Source organism: Acidovorax sp. GW101-11A03, from assembly GCF_059424825.1.
Window position 1 is genome coordinate 45,161 of the sequence record NZ_JBWKZU010000021.1, and the last position, 13,026, is coordinate 58,186.

Sequence of the window (13,026 nt, forward strand, 5' to 3'; positions counted from 1 at the left end):
GATGGGCGAAGAGGGGCATGCCCCACCACTGGTCCCCTGGCGGGGCATGCTGCTGTACCTGGTGCTGGGTGTGGCCTGGGTGTTCGTGGGCGACGCCTTGCTGGCCCACTGGGTCACCGACCCCGAGCTGCTGACCCGCTTCCAGACCTGGAAGGGCTGGGGCTATGTGGCGCTGACCAGCGGCCTGGCCTGGTGGCTGCTGCGGCGCATGCGCCGCGCCGAGAAGGTGCGCATGGCCATGGCGCGCGAGCTGACGCAGATCGTGCGCCACGCGCCCGCAGGCATCGCGCGCGTGGCGCCGGACGGGCAGTTTCTGTGGGCCAACCACCGCCTGGTCGAGATGCTGGGGGGCACGCTGATGCAGGTGCTCAGCCTCAATTTCCGCGACGTGATGGTGGCCCAGGACCGCGACTGGGCCATGCGCCAGCTGGAGCGCCTGATGGCGGGCGAGATCGACCACTACGTGGGCGAGCGCCAGTGCCAGCGCCTGGACACCGGCCGCACGGTGCCCGTGTTGTGCACCGTGACCCGGGTGCCGATGGACAGCGACGAGCCCGCCCACCTGGTGTGTGTGGTGCAGGATCTGGACGAGATCAAGGCCGCGCGCGCCGCGCTGCAGCGCAGCGAGGCGCGCCAGCGGCTGGCCGCCACCGTGGTGGACAACACCATGGAGGGCGTGGTGGTGACCGATGCCCACAGCCGTATCCTGTCCGTGAACGCCGCCTTCACGCGGCTGCTCGGGTACACCGAGGAAGAGCTGCTGGGTAAGACCCCGCGTGTCTTCAAGTCGGGCCGCCACGACCAGGCTTTTTACGAGGCCATGTGGGCTGCGCTGCTCGACACCGGCCACTGGCAGGGGGAGATCTGGAACCGCCGCAAGAACGGCGAGATCTTCCCCGAGCACATGTCGCTGTCGGCCGTGCGCGACCCGGCGGGAGAGATCACGCACTACGTGTGCATGTTCACCGACATCTCCGAAGAAAAGGCCCAGCAACGGCGCCTGGAGTTTCTGGCGCACAACGACGCGCTCACCGGCTTGTCCAATCGCACCTGGTTCGGGCACCAGCTGGAGCTGACCGTGCAGGAGGCGCGCGCCAGCGGTGAGAACATTGCCGTGCTGCTGCTCAACCTGGACCGCTTCAAGGACGTGAACGACAGCTACGGCCACACCATCGGCGACGAAGTGCTCAAGCACATCGCACGGCAGGTGCAGTCGGCCCTGCGCCCGGGCGATGTGCTGGGCCGCATGGCGGGCGACGAGCTGGCCGTGGTGGCGCGCCACCTGCGCCATGCCGACGGCGCGGCTGCCATGGCCCGGCACCTGATCCAGGCCGTGGCCGAGCCCTGGCGTTCGCCCGACGGGCTGGAGGTGGTGGCCGGGGTGAGTGTGGGCATCTGCATGTTCCCCGACCATGCGAGCACCACCGAGCTGCTGCTGCAGGGCGCCCATGCGGCCGTGTATGGCGCCAAGGCCCGGGGGCGGGGTGCCTGGTGCTTCTTCCATGAGACCATGACCCAGGCTGCACGCGAGCGGCTGGAGCTGGAGTCGCGCCTGCGCCTGGCGCTGATGCAGGGCCATCTGCAGATGCACTACCAGCCGCAGGTGGACATTGCCACCGGCCGCATCCTGGGCGCCGAGGCGCTGGTGCGCTGGAACGACCCGCAGGAGGGGCTGATCTCGCCCGCGCGTTTCATCCCCGTGGCCGAGACCTCGGGCGTGATCGGCCCGCTGGGCGAATGGGTGCTGCGCGAGGTCTGCCGCCAGGGCCAGGCGTGGCGCGATGCGGGCCTGCCCGAGCTGATGCTGGCCGTGAACGTGTCGCCGCGCCAGTTCCACCTCACCGACCTGGCGGGCTGCGCGTCGGCTGCGCTGGCGGACTCGGGCTTCCCGGCCCGGCTGCTGGAGCTGGAGATCACCGAAACCGCGCTGGCCGAGCGCACCGAGGAGGCCCGCCAGATGCTGGTGCGCCTGCGCGAGCTGGGGGTGCGCATCGCGGTGGATGACTTCGGCACGGGCTACTCGTCGCTGGCGCAGCTCAAGCGTTTTCCCATCGACGTGCTCAAGATCGATCAGGGCTTCATCCGCGACATCCCGCAGAGCGAGGACGACATGGCCATCAGCGCCGCCATCATCGCCATGGGGCACAGCATGGGCCTGTCGGTGCTGGCCGAAGGGGTGGAGACCGAGGGGCAACTGGCCTTCTTGCGCGAACGGGGCTGTGACACCTACCAGGGCTATCTGTGCAGCCGCCCGCTGCCCGCCGAGGGCTTTGCCGCGCTGCTGCGGGCACAGCCGCCCCAGCCACCGCAGCCCGCGCTGCCCACATCTGCACCTGCGGTGCCGTAGGTCTGGGGCGGGCGCTCAGCGCTGGCCGCGTGGTGCCGTGCGCCACTGCTCGCGCAGCTCGGCGCAGGCATCGCGGGGTGGCAGGGCCGGGGTGTCGATCACCACATCAGCGTCGGCGTCAGCCGGGGCATTGGCGACAGTGCCTGCAGCTTTTGATGCTTCTGTTTTGATAGCTGATTGGGCTTTCTGGACGCGCGCAATGGCCACTTTTGACCTCAAGTTTTCAGGCCAGTGTGTGGGCACGCCCAGGCTGCGCAGCACATGGCCGCCGCCGGCCACCAGCAGCACGGTCTGGCCGGGGCGCAGCGCCTGCTGGGCGGTGCGGGCCATGCTCGCGTCGCGGGCGATCTGGATGCGCGCCATGGGCGCGAGCTGTGACTCGGGCAGCAGGCCGCAATGGCCGTCGCGCAGGGCGGTGATCTGGCGCGCCAGCGCGGCAGGGGGCAGGTGCTGGTCCCAGGCGGGCTCCTGCATGGCCGCGCGCATCTGGGCGCGGGGCAGGTTGCCGCCCAGCACGGGCACCCCCGCCGCCACGGCGGCCATCACCACCGGGCCATAGGCCTTCCAGGGCCAGGCGGCGTCGTTCCATTGCAGGGCGGCTTGCACCTGGGCTTCGGTGGCGCCCGGCGGCAGAGATTGGGTGCTGTGCCCGCTCTCGGCCATCTCCATCACCAGGGCCGCCAACTGGCCGCGTGCCGCCAGCCACAGCACGGCCTCGCGCTGCAGGCGCTGGTGGTCGGGCGCGTCATGCTGCTCGCCCAGCAGCAGCACATCGGCGGGCAGCAGCGTGTGCAGGCGCTCGGGCCAGGGGGTGGCCCGCGTGGCGGCGGGCGGCAGGGTGCCCGCACAACCCGCCAGCACCAGCAGGGCGCTGCCCAGGGCGGCGGCGCGTGCACCTCGGGTGAGCCGGGTGCGCAAGAAAGAAGGGAGGGGTCTTTGCATGCGGTGATGCTACGCGGGCCGCGCTTGACGCAGGTCAAGAAACGCCGAGCACCCCCTGCCTACACTGCGCCGATGCGGACCCAGCCCACGCTCACCACCAAGCTCCTGGCCCTGGGCGCGGGCTTCTTGCTGGTGGCGCTGGCGTCCATCAGCCTCACGCTGTGGGTGACCTGGAAGCTCGAAGGCGGCGCCGCCGCCGTGAACGAGGCGGGCCGCTTGCGCATGAACATGCTGCGCATGGTGCTGGTGCTGCAGACCGAACCCGCCGAGGCCGTGCAGGAGCGCGCCCGCCTGTTCGACGCCAGCCTGGAGCTGCTGCGCACGGGAGACCCCTCACGCCCGCTGTTTGTGCCGTGGAGCGACGAGACCCGCGCCCGCTTTGATTCCATCCGCAACCAGTGGGCCCAGGCACGCAGCGGCTGGGTGGCCCCGCAGCCGCCCGACCGGGCGCATACGCTGGCCCAGGCCGATGCGTTTGTGCAGCAGGTGGACGGTTTTGTGGACGCCATCGAGATCCAGATTGCAGGCTGGACGGCTGCGCTGCACCTGTTCCAGCTGTTCATGATGGCGCTGGCCATCGTGGCGGCCGTCACCTTCATGGCCGTGAGCTACCTGCTGGTCATCAACCCTGTGGCGCGCCTGCAGCAGGCCCAGGCCCGGCTGCGCCAGGGCGAGCTGGGCACACGCCTGCCGGTGGACACCGACGACGAGTTCGGCCAGCTCTCGGCGGGCTTCAACCTGATGGCCCACGCGCTGCAGGCATCGCACGATGACCTGGAGCACAAGGTGCAGGAGAAGACCGCCAGCATCGCGGTGCAGAACCAGCGCCTGGCCGCGCTGTACGAGGTGAGCGCGCTGGCCAGCACGGCGGGCAGCCTGGAGCTGCTGGCGCAGGGGTTTGTGCAGCAGATCCGCCGCGTGGCGGGTGCCGACGCCGCCGCCGTGCGCTGGTCCAACGAGGCCAACGAGCGCTATGTGCTGCTTGCAGGCGACGGCCTGCCCCAGGCCATGGCCGAGGGCGAGCATTGCCTGCACACCGGCAGTTGCCTGTGTGGCCAGCCGCAGGAGCAGGCGCGCACGCGGGTCATCCCCATCACGCCGTCCACGGCGGTGGCCTTGCCGCATTGCCGCGATGCGGGGTTCGAGACCATGGTCACCATTCCCGTGCAGATGCAGCAGCGCCTGCTGGGCGAGGTGAACCTGTTCTTCCGCTCGCCGGTGGAAATGACCGACGAGCTGCGCGACCTGCTTGAAGCCATGACCCGCCACCTGGCCAGCGCCATGGAGGGCCTGCGCGCCACCGCGCTGGAGCGCGAGGCGGCGGTGGCCGAGGAGCGCAGCCTGCTCGCGCGCGAGCTGCACGACTCCATTGCCCAGTCGCTGGCCTTCCTCAAGATCCAGACCCAGCTGCTGCGCGACGCCGTGTCGCGCGGCGACGAGGCCAAGCGCGACCGCAGCATCAGCGAGCTGGACGTGGGCGTGCGCGAGTGTTATGCCGATGTGCGCGAGCTGCTGGTGCACTTCCGCACCCGCACCAGCGAGGAAGACATCGAATCGGCGCTGCGTGCCACGCTGTCCAAGTTCGAGCACCAGACCGGCATCGTCACCACGCTGGGCATGGTGGGCCATGGCCTGCCGCTGGCGCAGGACGTGCAGATCCAGGTGTTGCACATGGTGCAGGAGGCGCTGTCGAACGTGCGCAAGCACGCCGCCGCCACGCGGGTGGACCTGCTCGTGCACCGCCACCCCCGCTGGCGCTTTGAGGTGCAGGACAACGGCCAGGGCTTTGACATCGCCGCCGTGCCGCCCGACTCGCTGCACGTGGGCCTGGGCATCATGCGCGAGCGCGCCCACCGCGTGGGTGCCGTGCTGCAGGTCGAATCCGCCCCGGGCCAGGGCACACGCGTATGCATCGAGCTGCCCACGGGGGCGGTCACGGGCAACTCGCCGCCCCCCACCCCGGTTGGCACCACCCCCGTGGCTGCTCCCGCGCTCTAGTTTTTTCTGAATCTGCCGCCCATGCCCTTTTCTACCGCCCCCACGCCCCTGGCCACGCCCCCGCAGGCCCTTGCGCCGCAGCCCCCGGTGACGCTGCTGGTGGTGGACGACCACACCCTGTTCCGCCGGGGCCTGATCGCCCTGCTGGGGCAGGACCCGGGCCTGCTGGTGGTGGGCGAGGCGGGCGATGCCGCCGAGGCCCTGCGCCTGGCGCCGCAGCTGTTGCCCCAGGTGATCTTACTCGACAACCACCTGCCCGGTGTGATGGGCGTGGACGCGATCCGGGGCCTGCGCGAGGTGGCGCCCGCCTCGCGCGTGCTGATGCTCACCGTGAGTGAAGACGGGCAGGACCTGGCCGCCGCGCTGCGTAATGGCGCGCAGGGCTATCTGCTCAAGACCATCGAAGGCGACCTGCTGGCCGAGGCCATCCGCCGCGCAGCGCGGGGCGAGCCCGTGGTCAGCCCCGAGCTCATGGGCAAGCTGGTGGCCGCGTTCCAATCGCAGGGCGCGCCCGAGGTGCCACCTGCCATGCCTGTGCCGCCGCAGGTGGCGCCGCCCGATGCATCAGCCGCCGTCGCGCAGCTGTCCCCACGCGAGGAAGACGTGCTGCGCGAGATTGCACGCGGCGCCAGCAACAAGGAAATCGCCCGCACGTTGGACATCGCCGAGACCACGGTGAAGATCCATGTGCAGCACATCCTGCGCAAGCTGGGCCTCAGCTCGCGCGTGCAGGCGGCGGTCTACGCCTCCGACCGCCAGCGCGCGGAGTAGGGCGGGCCGCGCTGCACCGCAGCGCAACGCATGCTGTGGTGCTCTTATGCTATTAAATATATAGCTAAAGAGGCTTGTCCATAGCGCGGTAGGCCTCATTTTTTCTTGTATTTCACACCGCCCGCCGGTGTGTCGGCCCGCGTTCGTGCCCGGGGTGGGTCCGCTGCGGCGTCCCCGCCTACTCCTTTCGAACGATGCCCCCGCCCCCTGCCGCACCGGGGGACTACTCCTTCTGCCGTGGCCGGGCTGTGCTTGTGAAGGATGTTCAGTGCGGGGCTGAAAACCGACCATAGCGCCATACCCAAGAGAAGAAGAGGAACCGCGCAATGGCACACACCACATTGCCCCCGGGCGACAGCCCACAGCGCACCCGCCAGGCCTGGTCGGTGCTCATCGTCAGCACCTTCGCCTTCACCGTCTGCTTCATGGTCTGGATGATGTTTGGCGTCATCGGCATCCCCATCAAGAAGATGCTCAACCTGAACTCCACGCAGTTCGGGCTGCTCATGTCCATGCCCGTGCTCACCGGCTCGCTGGTGCGGGTGCCGCTGGGCATCTGGACGGACAAGTTTGGCGGCCGCATCGTGATGGCGGCCGTGATGGCCACCACCGTACCCGCCATCTGGATGATGGGCTACGCCACCGAATACTGGCACTTCCTCACCATCGGCCTGTTCGTGGGCCTGGCGGGCGGCTCGTTCTCGGTGGGCACGCCGTATGTTGCGCGCTGGTTTCCCAAGCATCGGCAGGGCACGGCCATGGGCGTGTACGGCGCGGGCAACTCCGGCGCCGCCGTCAACAAGTTCGTGGCGCCGGTGATCCTCGTGGCCTTTGGCTGGACCATGGTGCCGCAGGTGTACGCCGCCATCATGCTGGGCACGCTGGTGCTGTTCTGGCTGTTCAGCTACAGCGACCCGGCCCACCTGGTGCCCAGCAACGTCAAGTTCACCGACCAGCTCAAGGCGCTCAAGGACCCCAAGGTGCTCAAGTACTGCCAGTACTACAGCATTGTGTTTGGCGGCTATGTGGCACTGTCGCTGTGGATGGTGCAGTACTACGTGGGCGAATACGGCCTGGACATCCGTGTGGCCGCATTGTTGGCTGCCTGCTTCTCGCTGCCAGGCGGCGTGCTGCGCGCCATCGGGGGCATGTTGAGTGACAAGTACGGCGCCCACAGCGTGACCTGGTGGGTGATGTGGGTGAGCTGGATCTGCCTGTTCCTGCTGAGCTACCCGCAGACCGACTTCACCATCCTCACCGTCAACGGCCCGCAGACCTTCCACATCGGCCTGAACGTCTACGTCTTCACCGGCCTCATGTTCCTGCTGGGCATCTGCTGGGCCTTCGGCAAGGCCAGCGTCTTCAAGTACATCAGCGACGACTACCCCCACAACATCGGGACCATCAGCGGCATCGTGGGCCTGGCCGGTGGCATGGGCGGCTTCGTCCTGCCCATCTTGTTCGGTGCCCTCATGGACCTCACCGGCATCCGCTCCAGCGCTTTCATGCTGATGTATGGCGTGGTGTGGGTCTCGCTCATCTGGATGTACTTCACCGAAGTACGCCGCACGCCCGTCATGGGCTCGCAGGAAGCCGCCGCGCCATTGGCTGCCGGTGCCCGCTGATTTTTCTCCAAGGACCTCACCATGTCTGCCACCACCACCAGCGGGCGCCAGGGGCGCCTGCTCACCCTCTGGACGCCGGAGGACAAGACTTTCTGGGAGCGCGAGGGCGAAGCCGTCGCCAAGCTCAACCTCTGGATCTCGGTGCCCGCGCTGTTCCTGGCCTTTGCCATCTGGCAGGTCTGGAGCGTGGTCGCCGTGAGCCTGCCCGGCCTCGGCTTCAAGTACTCGACCAACCAGCTGTTCTGGCTGGCCGCAGCGCCCGCACTTTCGGGCGCCACGCTGCGCATCTTTTATTCGTTCATGGTGCCGCTGGTCGGCGGCCGCCGCTGGACGGCGATCTCCACCGCGAGCCTGCTGATCCCCGCCATCGGCATCGGCTTTGCGGTGCAGGACAACACCACGGCCTACCCCACCATGCTCATCCTGGCGTTGCTGTGCGGCCTGGGCGGCGGCAACTTCAGCTCCAGCATGGCCAACATCAGCTTCTTCTTTCCGAAGGAGCGCAAGGGCTCGGCGCTGGGTGTGAATGCGGGCCTGGGCAACCTGGGCGTGTCGGTGGTTCAGTTCCTGAGCCCCCTGGTCGTCACGGCCGGCATCTTTGGAGTTTTTGGGGGTGATGCCCAGACCATCGTGAAGAACGGCCAGACCGCGCAGGTGTGGACGCAGAACGCCGCGTTCATCTGGGTGCCCTGGATTGCCATCACCGCCCTGGCTGCGTGGTTCGGCATGAACGACATTGCTGACGCCAAGGCCTCGTTTGCCGCCCAGGCCGCCATCTTCCGCCGCAAGCACAACTGGCTGATGTGTGTGCTGTACCTGGGCACCTTCGGCTCGTTTATTGGGTACGCGGCAGGTTTTCCGCTGCTCATCAAGAGCCAGTTCCCCGGCATCAACCCGCTGGCCTATGCCTGGCTCGGCCCGCTGGTGGGTGCGGTGATCCGGCCCTTTGGCGGCTGGCTGGCCGACAAGCTCGGCGGTGCCCGCGTCACGCTGTGGAACTTCATCGTCATGGCCGTGGCCGTGATGGGTGTCACGGTGTTCCTGCCATCCGGTGGCAATGAGGGCCAGTTCGCCGGCTTCTTTGTGTGCTTCCTGGTGTTGTTCATGACCACCGGCATCGGCAACGGCTCCACCTTCCGCATGATCCCCGTGATCTTCCTGACCGAAGCCATGCGCGGCGTGGACCCCCGCAACACGGCCGCTGTGGCCCAGGCCAACAAGGAAGGCAACACCCTGGGCGCCGCCACGCTGGGCTTCACGGCCGCCATGGCGGCCTACGGCGGGTTCTTCATTCCCAAGAGCTACGGCAGCTCTATCGCGCTGACCGGCAGCCCCCATGCCGCGCTGTGGACGTTCTTTGCCTTCTACCTCGTGTGCATCGTCATCACCTGGTGGCACTACGCGCGCAAGAACGCCGCCATGCCTTGCTGATGACCACTTAACAGAACAGAACAAGGAGCCCCCGATGAGCCATTTCCTCGACCGCCTTTCGTACTTCTCGCAGCCCCGCGAGACCTTTGCCCAGGGCCATGGCCAGACCAACGGTGAAGACCGCACCTGGGAAGACGCCTACCGCGACCGCTGGGCGCACGACAAGATCGTGCGCAGCACGCACGGCGTGAACTGCACCGGCAGCTGCAGCTGGAAGATCTACGTCAAGGGCGGCATCGTCACCTGGGAAACCCAGCAGACCGACTACCCCCGCACCCGGCCCGACCTGCCCAACCACGAGCCCCGGGGTTGCGCGCGCGGTGCCAGCTACAGCTGGTACCTGTACAGCGCCAACCGCGTGAAGTACCCCATGGTGCGTGGCCGCCTGCTCAAGCACTGGCGCGCCGCCATCGCCCTGGCCAAGAGCCCGGTCGATGCCTGGGCCAGCATCGTCGAGAACGATGCCTCGCGCAGCGAATGGCAGAAGCAGCGCGGCCTGGGCGGCTTTGTGCGCAGCACCTGGGACGAGGTGAACCAGATGATCGCTGCCGCCAATGTGTACACGATCAAGAAGCACGGCCCGGACCGCATCATCGGCTTCTCGCCCATCCCGGCGATGTCGATGATTTCGTATGCAGCGGGTTCGCGTTACCTGAGCCTTATCGGCGGCGTGTGCATGAGTTTTTACGACTGGTACTGCGACCTGCCCCCCAGCAGCCCGCAGACCTGGGGCGAGCAGACCGACGTGCCCGAGTCGGCCGACTGGTACAACAGCTCGTACATCATTGCCTGGGGTTCCAACGTGCCCCAGACGCGCACACCCGACGCGCACTTCCTGACCGAGGTGCGCTACAAGGGCACCAAGGTGGTGTCCATCACGCCCGACTACTCCGAAGTGGCCAAGCTGGGCGATCTGTGGATGCATCCCAAGCAGGGCACCGATGCTGCCGTGGCCATGGCCATGGGCCATGTGATCCTCAAGGAGTTCTACTTCAAGGACGGTGGCAAGGGCCGCTCGGCGTACTTTGATGACTACGCACGCCGCTACACCGACCTTCCCCTGCTGGTGGTGCTCAAGGAAAAGACGCTGCCCGATGGCCGCACGGTGATGGTGCCCGACCGCTATGTGCGCGCCAGCGACTTCCCCAGCAAGCTCGACCAGTCGAACAACCCCGACTGGAAGACCGTGGGCTACGACGAGCTGGGCCAGGTCACGCTGCCCAATGGCTCCATCGGCTTCCGCTGGGGATCAGACGGTCGCACCGACCAGGGCCTGTGGAACCTGGAAAACAAGGACGCACGCACCGCCAATACCGTCAAGCTCAAGCTGTCGGTGATCGAGGATGGCGCGCAGGCCCATGACGTGGCCGATGTCGCCTTCCCGTATTTCGGCGGCGTACATGCGCCGAATTTCACGGCCAATGAGCAGGGCAGTGACGTGATGGTGCGCCGCGTGCCGGTGTCCCATCTGGAGCTGTCCGGCCACGAGGCCCAGGGCCGTGTGATGGTGGCTACGGTGTTCGACCTGCTGGCCGCCAACTACGGCATTGACCGGGGCCTGCCTGGCGAAGAGCAGGGCGTGACCTACGACAGCGACCGCCCCTACACCCCCGCATGGCAAGAGAAGATCACCGGCGTGCCGCGCGACCAGGTCATCACCGTGGCGCGCCAGTTTGCCGACAACGCGCACAAGACCCATGGCAAGTCCATGGTCATCATCGGTGCGGCCATGAACCACTGGTATCACAGTGACATGAACTACCGGGGCATCATCAACATGCTGATGCTGTGCGGCTGCATTGGACAAAGCGGCGGCGGCTGGGCGCACTACGTGGGCCAGGAAAAGCTGCGCCCCCAAACTGGCTGGACGGCCCTGGCGTTTGCGCTGGACTGGATTCGCCCACCCCGCCAGATGAACAGCACGAGTTTCTTCTACGCCCACACCGACCAGTGGCGCTACGAAAAGCTGGGCATGGAGGAAATCCTCTCGCCCCTGGCCGACAAGAAGGCCTACCACGGCGCGCAGATTGACTACAACGTGCGCGCCGAGCGCATGGGCTGGCTGCCTTCAGCGCCCCAGCTCAAGACCAGCCCGCTGCAGGTGGCCAAGGACGCAGCGGCAAAGGGCATGGACGCCAAGGACTACGTGGTGCAGTCGCTGAAGAACGGAAGCCTGCAGATGAGCTGCGAGGACCCGGACCACCCCGACAACTGGCCGCGCAACATGTTCGTGTGGCGCTCCAACATCCTGGGCTCGTCGGGCAAGGGGCATGAGTACTTCCTCAAGCACCTGCTGGGCACCACCCACGGCGTGCAGGGCAAGGACCTGGGCGAAGAGTTGCCCCCCGAAGCGCTGCGCGCCTCCCCCCAGGGGGCAGCCGGCTTGGGGCGGCCCGGCGCCGGCACCTCAGCCAAGCCCGAGGAAGTGCAGTGGCACGCCAAGGCCCCCGAAGGCAAGCTGGACCTGCTGGTCACGCTGGACTTCCGTATGAGCACGACCTGCCTGTACTCCGACATCGTGTTGCCCACCGCCACCTGGTACGAGAAGAACGACCTCAACACCAGCGACATGCACCCCTTCATCCACCCGCTGTCCACGGCGGTAGACCCTGCCTGGCAGGCCAAGAGCGACTGGGAGATCTACAAGGGTTTCGCCAAGGCCGTGAGCGAGGTCAGCGTGGGCCACCTGGGCGTGGAAAAGGACGTGGTGCTCACGCCCATCATGCACGACACGGCGGGCGAAATGGCCCAGCCCTATGGCGTGCGCGACTGGAAGAAGGGCGAGTGCGAACTCATCCCCGGCAAGACCGCGCCGCAGATCACCGTGGTCGAGCGCGACTACCCCAACCTGTACAAGCGCTTCACGGCCCTGGGCCCGTTGATGGACAAGGCGGGCAACGGCGGCAAGGGCATTGGCTGGAACACGCAGACTGAAGTGGGCCAGCTGGGCGATTTGAACGGCCGCGTGAAGGAAGAGGGCGTGACGCAGGGCATGCCCCGCATCGTGAGCGACATCGACGCCACCGAAGTCGTGATGATGCTGGCCCCCGAAACCAACGGCCATGTGGCCTGCAAGGCCTGGGAAGCCCTGGGCAAGCAGACCGGGCGCGACCACGTGCACCTGGCGCTGCACCGCGAGGACGAGAAGATTCGCTTCCGCGACATCCAGGCACAGCCGCGCAAGATCATCAGCTCGCCCACCTGGTCGGGCCTGGAAAGCGAGAAGGTCAGCTACAACGCGGGCTACACCAACGTGCACGAGCTGATTCCATGGCGCACCCTCACCGGCCGCCAGCAGTTCTACCAGGACCACCCCTGGATGCGCGACTTCGGCGAAGGCTTTGTGAGCTACCGCCCCCCCGTCCACCTCAAGACACTGGAAGAAGTCGAAGGCAAGAAGCCCAACGGCAACCGCGAGATCGCGCTGAACTTCATCACGCCGCACCAGAAGTGGGGCATCCACAGCACGTACAGCGACAACCTGATGATGCTCACGCTGAACCGGGGCGGATCGGTGGTGTGGCTGAGCGAAGACGACGCCAAGGTTGCCGGAATCGTGGACAACGACTGGGTCGAACTCTTCAACGCCAACGGCGCCATCGCGGCCCGTGCGGTGGTGAGCCAGCGCGTGAACCCGGGCATGGTGATGATGTACCACTCGCAGGAGAAGATCATCAACACGCCCGGCTCCGAGATCACCGGCACCCGTGGCGGCATCCACAACTCGGTCACCCGCATCGTGCTCAAGCCCACCCACATGATTGGTGGCTACGCGCAGTACAGCTACGGCTTCAACTACTACGGAACCATCGGCACCAACCGCGACGAGTTCGTGCTGGTGCGCAAGATGGACCGCGTGGACTGGCTCGATTACGAGCCCGCCGCCAGCGCGACCACGCACGCCTGAAGCCG

General features: G+C 67.3%; 7 protein-coding genes. 6 read left to right on the forward strand and 1 reads right to left on the reverse strand.

From position 1 onward, the window contains the following. Position 1 precedes the first annotated feature (1 nt). Positions 2 to 2,347, forward strand: a complete 2,346-nt coding sequence (locus AC07Z7_RS11070) for a putative bifunctional diguanylate cyclase/phosphodiesterase (RefSeq protein ID WP_494766253.1) — start codon at positions 2 to 4, stop codon at positions 2,345 to 2,347. Positions 2,348 to 2,362: 15 nt separating this feature from the next. Here AC07Z7_RS11070 and AC07Z7_RS11075 read toward each other — a convergent pair whose 3' ends face one another. Continuing rightward, positions 2,363 to 3,289, reverse strand: a complete 927-nt coding sequence (locus AC07Z7_RS11075) for a ChaN family lipoprotein (protein WP_494766254.1) — start codon at positions 3,287 to 3,289, stop codon at positions 2,363 to 2,365. A gap of 72 nt (positions 3,290 to 3,361) precedes the next feature. Between AC07Z7_RS11075 and AC07Z7_RS11080 the strand changes: the two genes are divergently transcribed. From AC07Z7_RS11080 to AC07Z7_RS11100, 5 genes are all read left to right on the forward strand, one after another. Then, positions 3,362 to 5,287, forward strand: a complete 1,926-nt coding sequence (locus tag AC07Z7_RS11080) for a type IV pili methyl-accepting chemotaxis transducer N-terminal domain-containing protein (RefSeq protein WP_494766255.1) — start codon at positions 3,362 to 3,364, stop codon at positions 5,285 to 5,287. Positions 5,288 to 5,308: 21 nt separating this feature from the next. After that, the gene (locus AC07Z7_RS11085) at positions 5,309 to 6,058 is read left to right on the forward strand and encodes a response regulator (RefSeq protein WP_205734122.1); all 750 of its coding nucleotides are present in this window, start codon (positions 5,309 to 5,311) and stop codon (positions 6,056 to 6,058) included. Between the two features lie 326 nt (positions 6,059 to 6,384). Next, positions 6,385 to 7,683 carry an MFS transporter gene (locus tag AC07Z7_RS11090; protein ID WP_094289282.1) on the forward strand — a complete coding sequence of 433 codons (1,299 nt, stop codon included), beginning with the start codon at positions 6,385 to 6,387 and terminating at the stop codon, positions 7,681 to 7,683. Between the two features lie 21 nt (positions 7,684 to 7,704). Further along, a complete protein-coding gene (locus tag AC07Z7_RS11095; protein ID WP_494766256.1) occupies positions 7,705 to 9,114 on the forward strand; it encodes a NarK family nitrate/nitrite MFS transporter in 1,410 nt (469 codons plus the stop codon). Between the two features lie 34 nt (positions 9,115 to 9,148). After that, complete coding sequence (locus tag AC07Z7_RS11100; RefSeq protein ID WP_494766257.1) at positions 9,149 to 13,021, forward strand: nitrate reductase subunit alpha; 3,873 nt, start codon at positions 9,149 to 9,151, stop codon at positions 13,019 to 13,021. Positions 13,022 to 13,026 lie beyond the last annotated feature (5 nt).

Excerpts from the sequence above, each read along its gene's own strand:
- AC07Z7_RS11100 (WP_494766257.1), top strand. The coding sequence starts at position 9,149 with ATGAGCCATTTCCTCGACCGCCTTTCGTACTTCTCGCAGCCCCGCGAG.
- AC07Z7_RS11070 (WP_494766253.1), top strand. The coding sequence starts at position 2 with ATGGGCGAAGAGGGGCATGCCCCACCACTGGTCCCCTGGCGGGGCATG.
- AC07Z7_RS11095 (WP_494766256.1), top strand. The coding sequence starts at position 7,705 with ATGTCTGCCACCACCACCAGCGGGCGCCAGGGGCGCCTGCTCACCCTC.
- AC07Z7_RS11080 (WP_494766255.1), top strand. The coding sequence starts at position 3,362 with ATGCGGACCCAGCCCACGCTCACCACCAAGCTCCTGGCCCTGGGCGCG.
- AC07Z7_RS11090 (WP_094289282.1), top strand. The coding sequence starts at position 6,385 with ATGGCACACACCACATTGCCCCCGGGCGACAGCCCACAGCGCACCCGC.
- AC07Z7_RS11075 (WP_494766254.1), bottom strand. The coding sequence starts at position 3,289 with ATGCAAAGACCCCTCCCTTCTTTCTTGCGCACCCGGCTCACCCGAGGT.
- AC07Z7_RS11085 (WP_205734122.1), top strand. The coding sequence starts at position 5,309 with ATGCCCTTTTCTACCGCCCCCACGCCCCTGGCCACGCCCCCGCAGGCC.